The 17,207-nt window shown below is 62.6% G+C and carries 19 protein-coding genes and 1 tRNA gene; 15 read left to right on the top strand and 5 right to left on the bottom strand.

Translation table 11 applies throughout. The annotated features are described in order from the left end of the window. The first annotated feature begins 206 nt into the window (after window positions 1–206). The 6 genes from EN824_RS29725 to EN824_RS29700 all read left to right on the top strand — a co-directional run bounded on the left by EN824_RS29725 (window position 207) and on the right by EN824_RS29700 (window position 6,442). Window positions 207–1,607: a lipopolysaccharide biosynthesis protein gene (locus tag EN824_RS29725; RefSeq protein ID WP_135933008.1), complete on the top strand. Its 1,401-nt coding sequence runs from the start codon at window positions 207–209 to the stop codon at window positions 1,605–1,607. Next, a complete protein-coding gene (locus EN824_RS29720; RefSeq protein ID WP_127280482.1) occupies window positions 1,607–2,887 on the top strand; it encodes a GNAT family N-acetyltransferase in 1,281 nt (426 codons plus the stop codon). Before EN824_RS29725 ends, EN824_RS29720 begins: the two co-directional genes overlap by 1 nt. Window positions 2,888–3,083: 196 nt before the next feature. After that, window positions 3,084–4,190, top strand: a complete 1,107-nt coding sequence (locus tag EN824_RS29715) for a DegT/DnrJ/EryC1/StrS family aminotransferase (RefSeq protein ID WP_189522247.1) — start codon at window positions 3,084–3,086, stop codon at window positions 4,188–4,190. Further along, window positions 4,187–5,125 carry a glycosyltransferase family 2 protein gene (locus tag EN824_RS29710; RefSeq protein ID WP_210236371.1) on the top strand — a complete coding sequence of 313 codons (939 nt, stop codon included), beginning with the start codon at window positions 4,187–4,189 and terminating at the stop codon, window positions 5,123–5,125. Before EN824_RS29715 ends, EN824_RS29710 begins: the two co-directional genes overlap by 4 nt. Continuing rightward, complete coding sequence (locus tag EN824_RS36580; protein WP_135933006.1) at window positions 5,122–6,072, top strand: WxcM-like domain-containing protein; 951 nt, start codon at window positions 5,122–5,124, stop codon at window positions 6,070–6,072. Before EN824_RS29710 ends, EN824_RS36580 begins: the two co-directional genes overlap by 4 nt. A gap of 4 nt (window positions 6,073–6,076) precedes the next feature. After that, window positions 6,077–6,442 carry a GtrA family protein gene (locus EN824_RS29700; RefSeq protein WP_127277860.1) on the top strand — a complete coding sequence of 122 codons (366 nt, stop codon included), beginning with the start codon at window positions 6,077–6,079 and terminating at the stop codon, window positions 6,440–6,442. 263 nt (window positions 6,443–6,705) lie between these two features. On the opposite strand, the gene EN824_RS29695 is transcribed toward EN824_RS29700, so the two are convergent. Beyond that, window positions 6,706–6,790: transfer RNA gene (locus tag EN824_RS29695), tRNA-Leu, on the bottom strand. A 231-nt stretch (window positions 6,791–7,021) separates the two neighbouring features. On the opposite strand from EN824_RS29695, the gene EN824_RS29690 reads away from it, so the two are divergent. Together EN824_RS29690 and EN824_RS29685 are read left to right on the top strand one after the other, a co-directional pair. After that, the gene (locus tag EN824_RS29690; protein ID WP_127277861.1) at window positions 7,022–7,615 is read left to right on the top strand and encodes a YqaA family protein; all 594 of its coding nucleotides are present in this window, start codon (window positions 7,022–7,024) and stop codon (window positions 7,613–7,615) included. A 79-nt stretch (window positions 7,616–7,694) separates the two neighbouring features. Further along, window positions 7,695–8,213: a disulfide bond formation protein B gene (locus tag EN824_RS29685; RefSeq protein WP_127277862.1), complete on the top strand. Its 519-nt coding sequence runs from the start codon at window positions 7,695–7,697 to the stop codon at window positions 8,211–8,213. Between the two features lie 89 nt (window positions 8,214–8,302). On the opposite strand, the gene EN824_RS29680 is transcribed toward EN824_RS29685, so the two are convergent. Further along, on the bottom strand, window positions 8,303–9,214 hold the full coding sequence (locus tag EN824_RS29680; RefSeq protein WP_135933011.1) for an AraC family transcriptional regulator: 912 nt from the start codon (window positions 9,212–9,214) through the stop codon (window positions 8,303–8,305). 61 nt (window positions 9,215–9,275) lie between these two features. Between EN824_RS29680 and EN824_RS29675 the strand changes: the two genes are divergently transcribed. After that, window positions 9,276–10,010: an SDR family oxidoreductase gene (locus EN824_RS29675; protein ID WP_127277864.1), complete on the top strand. Its 735-nt coding sequence runs from the start codon at window positions 9,276–9,278 to the stop codon at window positions 10,008–10,010. Window positions 10,011–10,101: 91 nt separating this feature from the next. On the opposite strand, the gene EN824_RS29670 is transcribed toward EN824_RS29675, so the two are convergent. Next, a complete protein-coding gene (locus EN824_RS29670; RefSeq protein WP_027031236.1) occupies window positions 10,102–10,659 on the bottom strand; it encodes an HNH endonuclease in 558 nt (185 codons plus the stop codon). 188 nt (window positions 10,660–10,847) lie between these two features. Beyond that, on the bottom strand, window positions 10,848–11,489 hold the full coding sequence (locus EN824_RS29665; protein WP_135929430.1) for a DNA-3-methyladenine glycosylase: 642 nt from the start codon (window positions 11,487–11,489) through the stop codon (window positions 10,848–10,850). A 75-nt stretch (window positions 11,490–11,564) separates the two neighbouring features. Here EN824_RS29665 and gluQRS point away from each other — a divergent pair, with 75 nt between their 5' ends. Further along, a complete protein-coding gene (gluQRS, locus tag EN824_RS29660) occupies window positions 11,565–12,440 on the top strand; it encodes a tRNA glutamyl-Q(34) synthetase GluQRS (protein WP_135933005.1) in 876 nt (291 codons plus the stop codon). A 151-nt stretch (window positions 12,441–12,591) separates the two neighbouring features. Then, entirely contained in the window at window positions 12,592–13,488 is an 897-nt protein-coding gene (locus EN824_RS29655; protein WP_135933004.1) for a DMT family transporter, read from the top strand. Between the two features lie 131 nt (window positions 13,489–13,619). On the opposite strand, the gene EN824_RS29650 is transcribed toward EN824_RS29655, so the two are convergent. Beyond that, complete coding sequence (locus EN824_RS29650; protein WP_127277868.1) at window positions 13,620–14,471, bottom strand: YihY/virulence factor BrkB family protein; 852 nt, start codon at window positions 14,469–14,471, stop codon at window positions 13,620–13,622. 58 nt (window positions 14,472–14,529) lie between these two features. Here EN824_RS29650 and EN824_RS29645 point away from each other — a divergent pair, with 58 nt between their 5' ends. From EN824_RS29645 to EN824_RS29630, 4 genes are read left to right on the top strand one after another with little or no spacing between them, the layout of a single operon-like run. Next, window positions 14,530–15,396 (top strand): SDR family oxidoreductase, encoded by an 867-nt coding sequence (locus EN824_RS29645; RefSeq protein WP_127872240.1) that lies wholly within the window; start codon window positions 14,530–14,532, stop codon window positions 15,394–15,396. A 27-nt stretch (window positions 15,397–15,423) separates the two neighbouring features. After that, the gene (locus EN824_RS29640; RefSeq protein WP_127277870.1) at window positions 15,424–15,615 is read left to right on the top strand and encodes a twin transmembrane helix small protein; all 192 of its coding nucleotides are present in this window, start codon (window positions 15,424–15,426) and stop codon (window positions 15,613–15,615) included. 18 nt (window positions 15,616–15,633) lie between these two features. Beyond that, window positions 15,634–16,215 carry a cob(I)yrinic acid a,c-diamide adenosyltransferase gene (locus tag EN824_RS29635; protein ID WP_127277871.1) on the top strand — a complete coding sequence of 194 codons (582 nt, stop codon included), beginning with the start codon at window positions 15,634–15,636 and terminating at the stop codon, window positions 16,213–16,215. 33 nt (window positions 16,216–16,248) lie between these two features. Beyond that, window positions 16,249–17,049 carry a rhomboid family intramembrane serine protease gene (locus EN824_RS29630; RefSeq protein WP_135883466.1) on the top strand — a complete coding sequence of 267 codons (801 nt, stop codon included), beginning with the start codon at window positions 16,249–16,251 and terminating at the stop codon, window positions 17,047–17,049. Window positions 17,050–17,207 lie beyond the last annotated feature (158 nt).

Genomic DNA, 17,207 nt, shown 5'->3' with positions numbered 1-17,207 from the left:
AGACGTATGAAGCTCGTCCGCCGCAGCGCCGCGCCAACCAAACCGCTTGGCGCTGCGGCGGATGCATAGGGGGAGAACTGTTACCTATGTATCCGGTTCAATCTGTTACCCATCTATCGGCTGGACAGCGCCCCCACCCACGCTTTCTTAAGGTGTCTTCGCTACACCAAAGCGTGAAAAGAGGCGGAAAACGGAGAGAAATCGGGGTGCGCTTTTCCGCGGCCACGACTGCTGGGCGGTTCTTGCCGCAGCGTTTGGCGCTGCGCGTGGGGCCGCTGCTTGACCGCATCGACGCCGTGCTGTTCACCGCCGATGAACGCGGCGAAGCCGGCCGCATGTCGGTCATCGCCTTCTCCATCCGCATCGTCAGCGCCGTCATTGCCTTCATCAGCCAGGTGCTGATGGCGCGCTGGATGGGCTCGTTCGAGTACGGCATTTTCGTCCTGGTCTGGGTGACGATGGTCATCGTCGGCAATCTCGCCTGCCTCGGCTTCCACACATCGGTCATCCGCTTCATTCCCGAATACCGCGAGCGCGGCCTGATGGAGGAATTGCGCGGCATCGTCGTGGCCAGCCGTCTGTTCGTGCTGATCGCCTCGACACTGATCGCGGGCCTTGGCGCCCTCGGTGTCTGGCTGGCCGCACCCTGGATTGAAAACTACTACGTGATACCGTTCATCCTCGGTGTCATCTGCCTGCCGATGATTGCGCTGTCGGATTTGCTGCAGGGGCTGGCGCGTGCCAATTCATGGGCATTGTTCGCGCTGTCGCCGACCTACCTGATACGGCCGGTACTGATCCTGCTGTTCATGGCGCTGATGCTTTGGGCAGGTTACGCCCCCGACGCGCGGACGGCGATCTTCGCCTCGATCGCCGCCACCTACGTCACCACGCTGTCTCAGTTGATCGGCGTTACCCAGCGCATGGAAAGGCAGATTCCAGCCGGCCCGATGAAAGTGCATTTCGCGCAATGGTTCGTCGTTTCGCTGCCGATCTTCCTGGTCGAGAGTTTCTTTTTCCTGCTCACCAATGCCGATGTGCTGATGGTCGGCGCCTACATGGATCCCAACGACGTCGCCGTCTATTTCGCTACGGTCAAGACGCTGGCGCTGGTGCATTTCGTCTATTTCGCGGTCAAGGCCGGCGTCGCCCAGCGCTACGCGCAGTTCACCCATGGCGAGCCGGAAAAGCTTGCCGCCTTCGCCCGCGAGACGGTGTCGTGGACGTTCTGGCCCTCGCTGCTGATGGCGTTCCTGGTGCTGGCGCTCGGCGAACCGATGCTGGTGCTGTTCGGCCCGGAATTCACCTCTGGCTATCCGCTCCTGTTCCTGCTCGTCTTCGGCGTCGTGGCGCGCGCCGCCGTGGGTCCCTGCGAAAGCCTGCTCACCATGAGCGGCAACCAGAATGTCTGCGCCGCCGTCTATGCCATGACACTGGCCTTCAACATCGGGCTCAACGTGGTGCTGATCCCGCTTTTCGGCCTGTGGGGCGCGGCCATGGCTACCGCCTTTGCCATGATCTTCGAGGCCAGCGCGCTGTCCTTCACGGTCTGGCGCAAGCTCGGCATCGTCATGGCGATCTTCGTGCCAGCCAAAGGAGCCGCATGATGGCCGCCATCCCCTTGCTCGAGGAAACCAGCGGCGGTCCCGCCGGCGCCATGGTGTCCGGCCTTGCCGGGCTGGCGCGCGACGCTGATCCCGCCCATATCGAGATCCTCGCCAACAACCGGCCCGAGCGCAAACTCGCCATCTACCCGGCATCGGCCGGCTTCGACCTCGTCGAGGAACTCGACTATCTCTGCGCCCGCACGATCGAGCCGAACGTCTTCTTCAACCCGCGTTTCCTGGCGCCGGCCATGCCCCGCCTGGAAGACCGCGAGGTGCGTCTTGCCGTGATCCGCGACGGTGATGAATACCGCAACCGGCTGCGCCTGCTGGTGCCGATCTCGGTGGAACGGCCGGTGATACCGCTGGGCGTGCCGGTCATGCGCACATGGTCGAGCCCGTTCGGCCCGCTCGGCACGCCGCTGATCGATCGCGACGATCCGGTCGGCGTGGTCGAGGATTTCTTCTCGATGCTGTCGCGCCCGCATCTCAAGCTGCCGAAAGTCCTGGTCCTGCCTGACATCAGGCTCGACGGTCCGGTGGCGAGCCTGATCGGCACCGTGGCCGAGACGCGCGGCCTGATGCTGGTCACCACGGGCCAGATCTCACGCCCCGTGCTGGAGAGCGAACTCGACGGCGACGATTATCTGAAGGCTTCGCTGAGCGCGCACCATTACCGCGAGTTCCGCCGCCTGAAGCGGCGCCTCGGCGATCTCGGCAAGCTCGAGCATGTCGTGGCACGCGGCCCCGAGGAGATCCGCCACGCCATCGAGCACTTCCTGACGCTGGAAGCGTCCGGCTGGAAAGGCCGCGAGCGCACCGCCATGGCCATCGACCGCTTCCGCGCCGCCTTTGCCCGCGAGGCGGTGCATCGGCTCGCCGAACAGGACATGTGCCGCATCCATTCGCTGACGCTGGACGGCCGCACCATCGCTTGCCTGATCGTCTTCGTCGAGGCCGGCGTCGCCTACACCTGGAAGACCGCCTATGACGAGACGCTGGCCGTCTATTCGCCCGGCACGCTGCTGATGATCGAAGTCACCAGGCAGCATCTCGACGACCCCAACATCATGATGACCGATTCCTGCGCCGTGCCCGATCACCCGGTGATGAGCCGGCTATGGAGCGAGCGCAAGCCGGTCGGCACATTGGTGATCGGGTTGACCAGGGATGCCGACCGTCTCGCCCGCCAGGCCGCCTCGCAACTGCATCTCTACCGCGAGACCCGCAACATGGCGCGCCTGCTGCGCAACCGGATGAAGACTTTGCTGCGGCGACGGTAAGGGGTCCGTCGGGACGAGCTCGGCTGCGTTCAATCAGCTTGTCCCACAGCCGGCGTATCGCGTTCCGCAATGAAGGTCGCGGTTCTCGGCAGCAGCATTAATTCAGCTTGCCAAGAGTTGTGTCCAGCGATCACTCTCGAAGTGAAAAACAGATTCAGCCATTGAGTCGCCGATGACGAAACAAGATTCCGTCCCGATGAACGACCTCAAGCGGCTGTACCAACGATACCAGGTCGAAATTGAACGTGAAGTAACAAGCACACTGCGCTCCGGATGGTGGCTCAATGGCGCGATGGGCAAGAAATTCGCCGCCAACTTCGCAGGCTTCATCGGCGTCTCGGATTGCGTCCTTGTGGCCAACGGAACGGACGCTCTCGAACTGGCCTTGGCCGCGGCTGTCGGGCGCAATGGCGCTCGGGGACGCGAAGTCATCACGGCTGCCAATGCCGGCGGCTACGCAAGTTGCGGCTGCTGGCACAACGACCTTGTCCCCCACTATGTCGACATCGATGCAGCCAGCCAGTTGATCAGCGTTTCATCGGTGCTGGCCGCGGCCAGCACGGACACCGCCGCCATCGTCGTCACGCATCTTTATGGCGGCGTCGTCGATGTCGGCGCCCTCAAAAGCGCACTTGCCGAGGCCGGCCTCTCACATATTCCGATCGTGGAGGATTGTGCGCAGGCACATGGCGCACGCATCGGCGGGCGCGTGGCGGGTTCGCTCGCGGACGTGTCCACTTTCAGCTTCTACCCAACCAAGAATCTCGGCGCGGCGGGTGATGGCGGCGCTATTTTGACGTCCGACCCGGCGATTGCCGAACATGTGCGGCGGCTGCAGCAATATGGCTGGGTGGCAAAATATCATGTCGGCGTACCCCATGGCCGGAATTCCCGCATGGATGAGGTCCAGGCGGCCGTTCTTGATGTCTTTCTGCGTGATCTGGGCGATAGAAACGAACGACGCCGTGCTATTCTGGGCCGCTACAAGTCGGCGGCCAGGCGGCGGCTGCAATTCGTGGAAGGCGGTGACGGCGCGGTCGCGCATCTTGCCGTCGCCTTGTGCGACGAGCGCGATGCGTTCAGGATTTTCATGAAGGAGCATGGCGTCGATACCGAGATCCATTACCCCGTCCTTGACTGCGATCAGGTCGGCTGGGCAGGACTGCCGATGAAAGGAACCGAAGATCTGGTGGTCTCACGGGCCAGCGTCAACCGTCTCTGCACCGTGCCGTGCTATCCCGACATGACGTATGACGAGGTCGGCCAAGTCTGTCTGGCACTCGCCCAATGGGAGGCAATGTGACGACACGCTCGATCGTTTTTCCGATCTACCGCAATCAGGCGAATATCCCCTCCCTGATGCAGGCGGTCGCCAAGTTTCATGCCAGGTATGAGGGCGATATCGAGTTCGTCTTTGTCATCGATGGGTCGCCGGATGAATCGGGGCCCTTGCTTCTCAATGCGCTGAAGACCTCTGGCTTCGACTACAAGATCATCTTTCACAGCCGGAATTTCGGCTCTTTCACCGCCATTCGAACCGGTCTCGAACATGCTTCTGGCGAGCATGTCGCCGCCATGGCCGCCGACCTGCAGGAGCCGCCGGAACTGATCGTGGAGTTCTTCTCGATCCTGGAGAAGGATGGGGCCGACGTCGTATTCGGGCGCAGGACGGGTCGCAATGATCCGCCGATAACGCGGGTTTTGTCGAAGGCGTTCTGGGCGGCCTACCGCAGGCTCGTCCTGCCCAGCATGCCGAGCGGTGGGGTCGATATTTTTGCGTGCAACCGCCAGGTGCTGGAAGCGATCCTGTCCATCGAGGAGCCCAACAGCTCGCTTGTCGTGCAATTGTTCTGGGTCGGCTTCAGGCGGGAATTCGTGCCCTATCGCCGCCGCGAACGAGAGCACGGGACGAGTGCCTGGAGCATGGCCCGTCGGTTCAGATACATGATGGACAGCATCTTTTCGTTCTCCGATTTCCCCATAATTCTGACCCTTTGGGTGGGTTTCGCGGGCTGCCTGCTCAGCCTGCTGTTTGCAGCCGTTACCGTCGTGGCGCGGTTGCTCGGCAACATTGACGCAGCCGGCTACACAACACTGGTGCTGCTGATCGTGGGCTTCGGATCGGCCAGCCTGATGGTCCAGGGCATTCTGGGCTGCTATCTCTGGCGGGCGGTTGAAAACACCAAGTCACGGCCCCTGAGAGTGATCAGCCGCGTCGTCGAGGGGACATCGAAATGACCGACAGGGCATTTTTTGTTCATGAGCAGGGCATCTGCGAAAGTCCGCATATCGGCCAGGGAACACGTATCTGGGCGTTTGCCCATGTTCTGCCGGGCGCCGTGATCGGTGCGGACTGCAACATTTGTGATCATGTTTTCATCGAGAACGACGTGGTGATCGGTAATGACGTGACCATAAAGAGCGGCGTTCAATTGTGGGACGGCCTCCGCCTTGGAAACCGCGTGTTCGTCGGCCCAAACGCGACATTCACCAATGATCGTTTCCCGCGCTCGAAAGAGTATCCCGAGGCATTTCTTCTGACGACGGTCGAGGACGGCGCATCGATAGGTGCCAATGCGACAATCCTGCCAGGCATAATCATCGGACGTCAGGCGATGATCGGCGCAGGCGCGGTGGTGACCAAGAATGTTCCCGCCAATGCGGTGGTGGTCGGAAATCCAGCCATCATCATCGGCTACCAGACCGGTCCGCAAATCCAGCCGACGGTGACGCAGACATTCCCCGATACGCCCGGCGAAAGAATGCCGCTTGGCATCGGCGGCAGCGAACTCTGGAGGCTGCCGCATTTTGGCGACCTGCGCGGCGAGATCGCACCGCTGGAGTTCGGTTCGAACCTGCCCTTCAAACCGGCGCGCTCCTTTCTGGTCTACGGTGTGCCTTCCGACAAGGTCAGGGGCGAGCACGCGCATCGCGAATGCCATCAATTCCTGATCGCGGCCCATGGCCGGCTTTCCGTTGTCCTCGACAACGGCCATGACAGAAAAGAGGTTTCTCTGGCCGAACCGTCGATCGGGCTCTATATGCCGCCGGGCATCTGGGGAATCCAGTACAAATTCCAGCCGGACACGGTCCTGCTGGTCATGGCCTCGCATCACTATGATGCGGGTGACTACATCAGGGACTATACGGATTTCCTCAGCGTAGTCAGACAGGACCGCCGTTGACCGAATGCGCGCAGACGCTGTCCGCTTCCTCGTCGCCGGTAGTCTCAACACAGCTTTGACCAGCCTCGTCTATTTTGCCGGCCTCGCTGTCCTGCCTTCAGGTCTTTCCTATGCAATTGCCTGGCTGGCAGGTCTGTTGTTCGTCATGGTGCTCTATCCCGAGCGTGTCTTTCCCGGAGGACGCACCGGCTTTGCCGATCGACTGGCACTGGGGGGCTCGATCATTGTCGTCTTCCTGATCGGATTGGCGAGTCTTCACTTTCTGCGGAGCATCCTGCAGAAGACCGCGGCCGCGTTCTTTATAACCCTTGCGATCACGACGATCCTCAACTTCCTGATTTCCCGATGGATACTTCGCAGGGCGCTCTGATCGAAGTTGTCGCGGCAGCATTTCGACCCTCCCATCATGACGACCGAGTGGAACATCGTGTCGCGGGGCAGGTTGCCGCAACGGCGCCGGCCTGCTGCTCCGAATTGTCCTGGATGAACCGCCGAGCATGAGATTCGGCGAAATACCGCTGCGCCTGCTGTCACCTGACCAACAGCCCTCATTGTCATCAGACAGCCATGCCTCACCGAGCTTGCCTGGCCATCCGCGGGCAAGCAAAGGTGAAACAGCAGCTGAACATGGAATGGTGCCCCTAGCCGGGATCGAACCAGCACTCCTTGCGGAACTCGATTTTGAGTCGAGCGCGTCTACCAATTCCGCCATAGGGGCTCAGGCCGGGCGGCCTGGATGGGCGCGGACTATACGGTCGGAGGCCTGTTCGTCAACTGGCCAATTCTCGGTATCGCACTGGATGCGACCAATCTTCGCCTTTCGATTTCGTGGCGATGCTGCCATTGTGCAGCGCGGAAAATCTTTCTAGACAGGCGGCGCCTCAAAGCGCGGCGTATCTGGAGACATGGGTGCGGCGCGGTTTTTGGGCCACATCCACTAGGAGAGCCGATGCTTCGCGGACTGTACGACTGGACCTTGTCACTGGCGGCCCGCAAATCCGCCGAATGGTGGCTGGCCTTCATCGCCTTCGTCGAAAGCTCGGTGTTCCTGGTGCCGGCCGACGTGCTCTATCTGCCGATGGCATTGTCGCGGCCGGACCGGGCCTATCGCTATGCCTTCATCGCCACCGTCGCTTCGGTACTGGGCGGCATTGCCGGCTGGTTCATCGGCCACTACGCCTATGACGCGGTGGCGCGGCCTATCCTCGAATTCTACGGCAAGTATGACGAGTTCGAACAGTTGCGCTCCTCCGCGGGCGTAAGCATCGAGTTCATCGCCCTGATGCTGGTCACCTCGGGTGCCGCGCATCTGCCGCCGATCAAGGTGGTGACGATCCTGTCCGGCGCGCTGGGCGTCAACCTGGCGCTATTCATCGTGCTGGCGATCATCGCGCGTGGCGGCCGCTTCCTGCTCCTGGCGTGGCTTTTGCGCCGCTATGGCGAGCCAATCCGCGAATTCATCGAAAAGCGCCTGGGCCTGATCGCCGGCGCCGCCGCGGTTGCCCTGATTTTGCTCTATATCCTGATCAAATACGTCGTCTGAGGCCCTCTCAAAACCGGTTGACGGTTTTGAGAGTGGCAGGCGGACCTGGCGGGCGGCGAACACAACGGACGATAGAACCATGACAGCGACCATGAATGCCGATACCGGACGCCAGCGGACACGCGCTGCCTTGTTTCTAGCGGTCGCGATGGCCGCGACCGTTGGCTCGGCGCTCGGCTTCCAGCATATCGGCGGCTACATCCCCTGCCATCTCTGTCTGGAACAGCGCACGCCGTATTACATCGGCGTGCCCTTGATGGTGCTGGCGGTGATCGCATCGATGCTGCGCGCACCGGCATGGGTGGCGCGCGGTCTGCTGGCCATCGGCGGCCTCTTGATGCTCTACGGCCTTTATCTTGGCGTCTATCACTCCGGCGTCGAATGGGCCTGGTGGCAGGGTCCGGCCGATTGCACGGCGGGCGCCGGCCCGGTCGACACCGGCGGCAAAGGCGTGCTCGACGCGCTCGACAAATTCGTGCCGCCCTCTTGCGACAAGGCGGCGCTGCGCATCCTTGGCCTGTCACTGGCCGGCTGGAACGCCATCGCCAGCCTGATCCTCGCCGCCGTCGCCTTCCGCGGCGCATTTTCCCGCGACTGACACGTCAGTGCCGTCGTGGCCTGGTGGAGACAAGGGCAATAGCGGACCGGGAGATAAGCGGAGATAAGTCTGCCAGATAGGCTCCCGCCTCAAGCCGTGTGCTGTCGTGGTGCGGCACCAAAGGTTCGACGAAAAGCGTGGCCAAATGCGCTTTGAGAGGTGTAGCCGACACTCGCCGCCACCTTGCCAACGCTCGAATAACGTTCGGCCAGCGCGGCCCGTGCGCGCGTCATTCGCCACCTGCGGACATAGGCGAGTGGTGCCTGTCCTACGCGATGGGTAAAGGCCGCCGAGAAGGCGGCCCGCGACATCCCGGCCACGCCGGCCAGATCGGCAACGGTCCACGGCCGCGCGATATCGGCATGAAAACATTGGATCGCTCGGCCAATGCGTGGATCCACCAACGCAGCAAGCCAACCGTGGGTCGTGTCCGAAGCCGATGCGAAAGTGCGGATCGCCTGGATCATAAGAACCTCGGCCAACCTGGCCGTGACGACGTCGTTTCCCATCGCGGGCTGCCCTGCTTCCGCGTCCAACAGACCCAGGACCGCCGTGATCGCCGCGGCTCCAGTCGACGTGCTGGGGATGTGCATGAACGCCGGCAGCATATCGAGGAGAAAGGCAGCATTCCCTCGCGTAAAAGAAATTCCACCGCCGAGCGCCACCGCGTCGTCACCCCCCAGGCGCACAAGGTCATTTCCTTCGGCGTACAGTGACGAACCGTCGATCGGCATCAGGGCGGGATTGCTCGCAACCACATATTCAGTGAAGCCGATCAAGCAGCAGTCGCCCGCCTCGATCCGCTGGGGAGCAACATTGGGCAGCAGGAGCCAGCTCACCCCACGCAGAACAGCGACGAATTTCAGGCGCTCTCGCGCGGGAAACGCCAACGCCCAGTCGCCGGAGCCCTCCAAGCGCGTCCTCCGGGTCGCCCGCGCATCGAGCACCGTAAGTACATCCGATAGCGGATCGAAGGTTCGAGACGATTGCGACAAACTCATGGCCATTCAAGCATAGCACGTCCAGCGCGCTTTACCCATCTCTGGTGAAAAGGAGATGAACATGAGCATTGTTGGCAAAGTGGTGGCGATCACCGGGGCGAGCAGCGGCATCGGCCGCGCGACCGCAATTCTCCTAGCGGAAGCGGGTGCGACGGTGGTGCTCGGCGCACGGCGCGAGGACGCCCTGGCGGAGGTCGCCCGGGATATTGCCGCGGTCGGAGGCAAGGTGGCCTACAAGGTGACCGACGTGACCGTTCGTGCCGATCTTGAGGCCCTCGTGGCACTCGCGGTGGACCGTGAAGGCGGGCTGGATGTCATAGTCAACAATGCCGGTATCAGCCCTATTTCGCGCTTTGATGCCCTGAGGGTCGAAGATTGGGACGCGATGATCGACGTAAACCTGCGTGGCACGCTGTACGGGATCGCCGCTGCGCTGCCGATCTTCGCACGCCAGCGCAGCGGACATGTCATCAACGTGGTATCGACGGCCGGCATCAAGATCGTGCCGACGATGGGGGTCTATGCCGCGACCAAGAATGCCGTTCGGACAGTCAGCGAGACCCTGCGGCAGGAAGCAGGACCGCATCTGCGAGTGACCGAGGTGTCGCCTGGTATGATCGCGACCAATCTCGCCGACTCGTTCACCGACATGGCGGTCAAGGAGACCATTGCGGCACGGATCGGGGCTATCGCCATCCCGCCTGCCGCGATCGCGCGGGGCATCGCATACGCCATCGATCAACCTGATGACGTGGATGTGGGCAGCATCGTCATCCGGCCGACCGCTCAGGATTGAACGCCCATGACACGATGCGGCGCTCGGTAGACACGCCAGTAGCTACTCAGACCCCAAAATCGGGGCGGCCAGCCATCCGAATGTCGAAAACTCAAGGCTCCAGTTCGACGTCCCAGTAGAGATAATCCATCCAGCTTTCATGCAGATGGTTGGGCGGGAACAGCCGGCCGTTGTTGTGCAGATCATGCACCGTCGGCTGGTAGGGCTTCTGCAGAGGAAACATCTTGGCATGCGCCGGCATCATGCCGCCCTTCCTCAGATTGCAAGGCGAACAGGCGGCGACGACGTTCTCCCATGTCGTCGCGCCGCCGCGATGACGCGGGATGACGTGGTCGAAGGTCAGGTCCTCGGGCGTGCCGCAATACTGGCACTGGAAGCGGTCGCGCAGGAAGACGTTGAAGCGGGTGAACGCCGGGTGCCTCGACGGCTTCACATAGGCCTTCAGGCTGACCACGCTCGGCAGCTTCATCGAGAAGGTCGGCGAGGACACCGCATGCTCGTATTCGGCGACGATGTTCACCCGGTCGAGGAATACCGCCTTGATGGCGTCCTGCCAGGACCAGAGCGACAAGGGGTAATAGCTGAGCGGACGGTAATCCGCATTCAGCACCAGCGCTGGAAGCCCATCCGGAGATACGGCAACCGTCACCTTGTTGACCTCCTTGGTTCGCACATGATCCCGAAAATCGAATTCGACTTTCGGAAAGGGTCACGTGCTGCTTCAAAAGCCCGACCGTTCGGCGCGGATACTGTAAGCCTGACATGACAGGGATGTGAAGCGGATTGTCGCGGGCGCGGCGTGCCAAAAACACATGATTTTTATGCTTTTTTGCGGATTCAGGCCGGCGGTGCGGCGTCTCGGCCCCTGGTTTCGCGATAATAGGACCAGAAAAGCCGCGATGCGACACCTCGCCACGGGCTCCATGATTCGGCCAAGGCGATCAGTGTTTTCTCAGGCGGGCGCGGGTCGATGCCGAGCGCGTGGCCGACGGCGCTCTGCAGGGCGACGTCACGCGCCGGGAAAATATCGGGGTGTCCGGCGGCAAACAACAGATACACTTCCGCCGTCCAGGGGCCGATACCAGGCACCGCTGTCATTGCCGCGATCGCTTCCCCGGCGTCGAGCGAACAGAGATGATGCAGGTCGAGGCCGTCGGCCACCGCTTGGGCGGCCGCGACAAGACCACGCTCCTTGGGCCGCGACAGGCCGGCCTCGCGAAACATGTCCTCGCCGGCGGCAAGGATAGCCCGCGGCGTTAGCGGATCGACCAGTTTCGTCAGCCGGCCGAAGATGGCATCGGCACTCGCCCGGGAAACTTGCTGCGACACGATGATCGAGGCGAGGCTCCTGAACCCGGGCTCCGAAAGCCTGAGCGGCACCTCGCCGGCCATGCCGCGCACTTTTTCCAGGCGCGGATCGATGATGCAAAGCGCATCCAGTCCCCGTTCAACGTCGTCCAGTGTCGCGATGCGCTGCATGGTATCCTTGTCCGCGAATGTGCCGCAAAGTAGCAACCGCCAAAACCGCAGCACAACCCGATTGCCGCCCGAGACATGACGCTCCTGACATTCCGCTTCGCGCCCAGCCCCAATGGCGAACTGCATCTGGGCCACGCCTATTCGGCGTTGCTCAACCAGAAGCTGGCAAAGGCGTCAGGCGGCCGTCTGCTGCTGCGCATCGAGGATATCGACACCACACGCTGCACGCCGGAGTTCGAGGCGGGCATGCTTGCCGACCTGAAATGGCTGGGGCTTGGCTGGCAAGAGCCCGTGCGCCGCCAGTCCGAGCATTTCGCGGAATACCGGACGGTGCTCGAGCGCCTGATCCGCGAGGAACTGGTCTATCCCGCCTTCATGAGCCGTGGCGAGATCAGGGCTTTCATCGCCGACAGCGAAATGCGCGGGCGCGACTGGCCGCGCGATCCCGACGGTGTGCCGCTCTATCCGCCAGCCGACAAGGCATTGCCGATGAAGGAACGCAGGCGGCGGATTGCCGAGAATACACCCTTCGCCTGGCGGCTGGACGTCGGCGCCGCCATGGCGCGTGCCGGCAAGGACCTCGCATGGGCCGAATTCACCGATGAGACGCTATCCGCGACGCACCTGGTCGAGGCCCGTCCGCAGGACTGGGGCGACGTGATCGTGGCGCGCCGCGACATCCCGACCAGCTACCACCTCGCCGTCATCGTCGACGACGCGCTGCAAGGCGTCAGCCATGTCGTGCGCGGACAGGACCTGTTTTCCGCGACCGGCGTGCAGCGACTGCTTCAGGAGATTCTGGGATTGCAGCCACCCGCCTATTTCCACCATCGGCTGGTCCTCGGGCCGGACGGGCGAAAACTGTCGAAGAGCCTTGGCGATACCGGACTTGCCGGCTTGCGTGATGCCGGCACGACGCCAGACGACATCAGGCGGACGATCGGGCTCTGAGCCCAGCAATCCTTGGGAGACACCTTTTTGAGCCCTTCACCCGTTGAATTCCGGTGATGTATGGATCAACGGTTTGGTTTTGCGCGCCAGGTTGAACAGGGTTAGAGCATCGCCACGGTCAATTCTCACCAGTACGGCGGTCTCCGGAAAAATGCACAGCATCAAGCGGTTCATCCCCGCCACCTTCGTTGTCTTGTGGGCAACCGGCTTCATCGGCGCCCGCTACGCCATGCCGTGGGCGGAGCCATTCACCTTCCTCGCGGCGCGTTTCGTCATAGCCGCCATCCTGCTGGCAGTGCTGATGCTTGTGCTGGGCTCGAAGCGAGCCAGCCGCGAGGAGGCGCTGCATGCCACCGGTGCCGGCGTGCTGATGCATGGCGTCTATCTCGGCGCCGTCTTCTGGACCATCCACAGGGGTATGCCCGCCGGATTTTCGGCCCTTATCGTCGGCTTGCAGCCGCTGATCACTGCGGTGCTTGCCGGCAAGTTCCTGGGCGAGGCCATCCTGCCGCGCCACTGGCTTGGCCTTGGCATCGGCCTGGTCGGCATCGTCATTGTGCTGTGGCCAAAACTCGGCGCGCTCGGCGGCGGCGTAACGGTGGCGACGCTGACTGCCTCGCTGGTCTCGGTGCTCGGCATGAGCGCCGGAACCATCTGGCAGAAGCGCTTTGCCTCCGGCGGCGACCTCGTCGCGGCCACCATGTGGCAATATATCGGCGGCGCCTCGCTGATGATCGTGGCCGCGCTCGCCTTCGAAACGCACGCCGTCGTCATCAACGGCGAACTGATCTTCGCCATGGCCTGGTTGGTGCTGGTGCTGTCGCTCGGCGCAATCTTCCTGTTGATGGTGATGATCCGCGACGGTGAGATGTCGAAAGTGGCGTCGTTGTTCTACCTTGTGCCGGCGGTGACGGCCATCATCGCCTGGGCTCTGTTCAACGAACAGCTCAACGCACTTCAAATCGCCGGCATGGCGATCACCACCTTTGGCGTGGGCCTGGCAACGGCGCGACCGGCCAGGGGAGGAATTGCAGAACTGAGGAATTGAAGAATTGAAGAATTGAAGAATTGAAGAAGAAGTGCACGGCGCCGGATATGGCGCCTTTTTCTCCAATTCCTCAGTTCTTCAACTCCTCAATTCCTCATTCCTTCAATTCCTCCGTTCTTCAATTCCGCCGGTCAACCCACCCGGGCACGCGCCTCCAGATAGCGGCTGATCGCGGCGTTGAGCTCGCCGCCGAGGATGAAGATCGCCGAGACGATGTAGAGGAAAACCACCGCGATCATGATCGAGGCGAGACCGGCATAGGTCGTCACATAGGACGAGAAATGGTCGAGATAGGTGGCAAACATCGTCGAGCCGATAAGCCATGCCGCCAGCGTGAAGATGATGCCCGGCACCAGCGAGACGAAACGGCGCTTGCCGGCCGGCAGCCAGTAGTGAACGGCGAAAAGTCCGCCGATGATGACGGTCGAGGCAATGACGTAACGCCACAGCGTGATCGTGCCCGTATAGGGTTTGATCCACTCGAAATGGGCCTCCGCCAACCGCGCCAGCAGGGGCGCGAACACCAGGAGCACGCTGATCGCCAGGAACCCGGCGGTCGCGATCAGCACGAAGAAGATGCTCTGCACCCGGCGGTAGATGATGCCGCGCGTCTCGGTGACCCGATAAGCGCGATTGAGCGACGTGCGCAGCGCCTCGATGCCGTTCGAGGCGAAATAGGCGGCAAGCAGCACGCCATAGGTCAACAGGTCGCTGCGCCTGACGGTCAGCACGTTGAGCACTTCATGCGCGATCGGTTTGGCGATCTGCTCGGGCCATGTGTCGAAGACCAGATGCACCGCCGTGTCGGCGAACGCCTGGGCGCCGAGGAAGCTGCCCAGCGTCGTGGCGAAGATCAGGAACGGAAACAGCGCCATCAGCGAGGTGATCGCCAGATGGCTGGCCATCGCCCAGCCGTCATCGGTGTTGAAATGGCCGAGCGCGTCGTAGAGCACGCGACGCAGGGCGACAATATTCCGCAGCAAGAACGCGCGCTCCCTTCGATTGTCTCGACGCCGCGAATATGGGAAGGGAATGCGGCAAATGGCAACCCTTCGTCAAACTCCGAATTCTCCAGCGGCAGAGTTGCGCACCATCATCGTCACCGGTGCGTCTTCCGGCATAGGCGCCTATTGCGCCCGCGCATTGAAGGCCGAGGGCTGGCGGGTGTTCGCGACGGCGCGCAAGCCGCAAGACATCGCCGCGCTCGAAGCGGACGGAATTGAGGCTTTCTATCTCGACTACACGGAACCGGGATCCATCGCCGCCCTGGCATCGGCCGTACTCGAGCGCACCGGCGGCAAGCTCGATGCCCTGTTCAACAACGGCGCTTACGCCCAGGCCGGCGCCGTCGAGGATCTGTCCGTTGCGGCGCTCAAAGAGCAGTTCGAGGCCAATTTCTTCGGCTGGCACGACCTGACCCGCCGTCTGGTTCCGGTGATGCGCCGCCAGGGCCACGGCCGCCTCGTCCATTGCTCGTCGATCCTGGGTCTCGTGCCGGTGCGCTTCCGTGGCGCCTATTCGGCATCCAAGCACGCCTTGGAAGCCTTGATGCTCTGCCAGCGCCAGGAACTAACCGGCAGCGGCATCCATGTCTCGCTGATCGAGCCGGGGCCGGTGAAATCGAAGATCGCCAGCAATGGCTTGCCCTGGTTCCTCAGGAATATCGATCACGAGAATTCCGTGCATCGCGCCGACTATGCCGCGCAGCTGGAGCGCATGCGCGCCGGCGGCAGCCAATCGGCCCTGAAGCCCGGGCCGGAAGTGGTCCACAAGGCGCTTCGCCATGCACTTCTGTCGCGGCACCCGCGCCCACACTATGTGGTAACAATGTCGGCCAGGATCGGGGCCGTGCTCAAACGCATCCTGCCGGCCCCAATGCTCCACCGCCTGCTTGCCAGGCGCGCCTGAACAAGCAGAGAACTGGAAACGCAAAAAATGGCCACCGTCTTCAACATCCTTGCCATTCTGGTCATGGCCGCCGTGGTGGTCGTGCTGATCAGGGGCCTCATCAACATGATGCGCGGCGGCTCCGGCGTGACGTCCAACAAGCTGATGCAGGCCCGCGTTCTGCTGCAGGCCGTGGCGCTGGCGCTGATCCTGCTGGCCGTGTATTTCACCCGCAAGTAAGGGCCTTTCGGAGGCGATGTGGTCAAGCTCAACAAGATCTACACCCGCACCGGAGACGACGGCACAACCGGCCTCGGCACTGGCGAACGGCGGCTGAAATCCGATCTGCGGGTGGACGCCTATGGCACGGTCGACGAAGCCAATGCCTGTATCGGCATGGCCCGCGTGCATACCGCACAGAGCCATCAGGCGATCGACGCCATGCTTGGCCGCATCCAGAACGACCTTTTCGACCTCGGCGCCGACCTCGCCGTGCCTGATGACGGCAAGCCGCTCGGCTACGAGCCGCTGCGCATCGTTGCCGCCCAGACCGACCGTGTCGAGCACGACATCGACCTCCTCAACAAAGACCTCCAGCCGCTGAAATCCTTCGTGCTGAACGGCGGCACGCCGGCGGCGGCCGCCCTCCATCTCGCCCGCACCGTGGCCAGGCGAGCCGAGCGGCTGATGGTGGCCCTGGCGCAGGACCCGGCCGAACACGTCAATCGCGACGGGCTGAAGTACATCAACCGCGTCTCGGATTTCCTGTTTGTCGCCGCTCGGGTGGTCAATGACAATGGAAATGCCGACGTGCTATGGGTTCCCGGCAAGAACCGCTGAAACGGACCGGAGGGCGGGAGGGGCCGACGACCGATGTTCATCCCGCTTTACGACACCAACAGGCTGCGCCATATCAGGCTGCAATATGTAACGATCGGGCTGATCGTCGCCAACGCCGTGATCTATTGCGCCACGGCGCTCGGCGGCAAGGACTTCACCAATGCCGCCGTGCTTGGCCTCGGCTTCATCCCCTCCGTCGTTCACGACACGGCCGAACTCGACCCCCGCTTTGTCATCATCCCCGAGAGCCTGAGCTACCTCACCTACTCCTTCCTGCACGCCGACATTTTCCATCTCGGCGGCAACATGCTGTTCCTTTGGGTGTTCGGCGACAATGTCGAGGACGCGCTCGGCCATATCAGATACCTGATCTTCTATTTCCTGTGCGCCATCGCCGGAGCCGCTTTCCAGGGGCTCATCGCCTGGGATTCACAAGTGCCGCTGATCGGCGCCTCGGGCGCCATTGCCGGCGTGGTCGTCGCCTACCTGATCCTCTATCCCAGGGTGAAGGTGTGGGTGCTTGCCTTTGCCCGCATCCCTTTGCGCATTCCAGCCTTCATCCCGCTCATACTGTGGGTGGCGTTCCAGGTCGTCATGTTCGCGGCCGGCGGCGAGGATCGGATCTCCTGGGCGTGCCACATCGGCGGCATCATTGCCGGCGCGGTCCTGGTGCTGGTCCTGCGCAGTCGCGGCGTGCCGCTATTTGCCCCCGCCGACGAGGATGCCGTGGCTCCGACCCCCGAACAGCCGCCGGCCGTTGGCGAACCAGCGACGCCCCAAACGTCCGCCACCACGGCGCGCTGGGGCCGGGGAAACCCTTCTGGCCCAAACTGAACCGATTTGAGCAGCTTCCAGCGTATTGACGGCAAGGGTCGCCACAATTACGGAAACGTCTCCGTCGCAGCCCAAGGCGGGCAAAGACCAGAATTTCCATCCGGCCAGAATTCCGTCTGGCCGGAATTCAGTCAGGAATGTCGGCTTTCGACAACTCA

The organism is Mesorhizobium sp. M8A.F.Ca.ET.181.01.1.1 (genome assembly GCF_004792025.1).
GTDB lineage: Bacteria > Pseudomonadota > Alphaproteobacteria > Rhizobiales > Rhizobiaceae > Mesorhizobium.
This window is presented reverse-complemented; position numbering and strand designations above follow the sequence as displayed.

What these genes read in the sequence shown, in the direction of transcription:
- EN824_RS29720 (WP_127280482.1), top strand. Translation starts at nt 1,607, where the DNA reads ATGGCCGCCATCCCCTTGCTCGAGGAAACCAGCGGCGGTCCCGCCGGC.
- EN824_RS29715 (WP_189522247.1), top strand. Translation starts at nt 3,084, where the DNA reads ATGAACGACCTCAAGCGGCTGTACCAACGATACCAGGTCGAAATTGAA.
- EN824_RS36580 (WP_135933006.1), top strand. Translation starts at nt 5,122, where the DNA reads ATGACCGACAGGGCATTTTTTGTTCATGAGCAGGGCATCTGCGAAAGT.
- EN824_RS29700 (WP_127277860.1), top strand. Translation starts at nt 6,077, where the DNA reads ATGCGCGCAGACGCTGTCCGCTTCCTCGTCGCCGGTAGTCTCAACACA.
- EN824_RS29690 (WP_127277861.1), top strand. Translation starts at nt 7,022, where the DNA reads ATGCTTCGCGGACTGTACGACTGGACCTTGTCACTGGCGGCCCGCAAA.
- EN824_RS29685 (WP_127277862.1), top strand. Translation starts at nt 7,695, where the DNA reads ATGACAGCGACCATGAATGCCGATACCGGACGCCAGCGGACACGCGCT.
- EN824_RS29680 (WP_135933011.1), bottom strand. Translation starts at nt 9,214, where the DNA reads ATGAGTTTGTCGCAATCGTCTCGAACCTTCGATCCGCTATCGGATGTA.
- EN824_RS29675 (WP_127277864.1), top strand. Translation starts at nt 9,276, where the DNA reads ATGAGCATTGTTGGCAAAGTGGTGGCGATCACCGGGGCGAGCAGCGGC.
- EN824_RS29665 (WP_135929430.1), bottom strand. Translation starts at nt 11,489, where the DNA reads ATGCAGCGCATCGCGACACTGGACGACGTTGAACGGGGACTGGATGCG.
- gluQRS (WP_135933005.1), top strand. Translation starts at nt 11,565, where the DNA reads ATGACGCTCCTGACATTCCGCTTCGCGCCCAGCCCCAATGGCGAACTG.
- EN824_RS29655 (WP_135933004.1), top strand. Translation starts at nt 12,592, where the DNA reads ATGCACAGCATCAAGCGGTTCATCCCCGCCACCTTCGTTGTCTTGTGG.
- EN824_RS29645 (WP_127872240.1), top strand. Translation starts at nt 14,530, where the DNA reads ATGGCAACCCTTCGTCAAACTCCGAATTCTCCAGCGGCAGAGTTGCGC.
- EN824_RS29640 (WP_127277870.1), top strand. Translation starts at nt 15,424, where the DNA reads ATGGCCACCGTCTTCAACATCCTTGCCATTCTGGTCATGGCCGCCGTG.
- EN824_RS29630 (WP_135883466.1), top strand. Translation starts at nt 16,249, where the DNA reads ATGTTCATCCCGCTTTACGACACCAACAGGCTGCGCCATATCAGGCTG.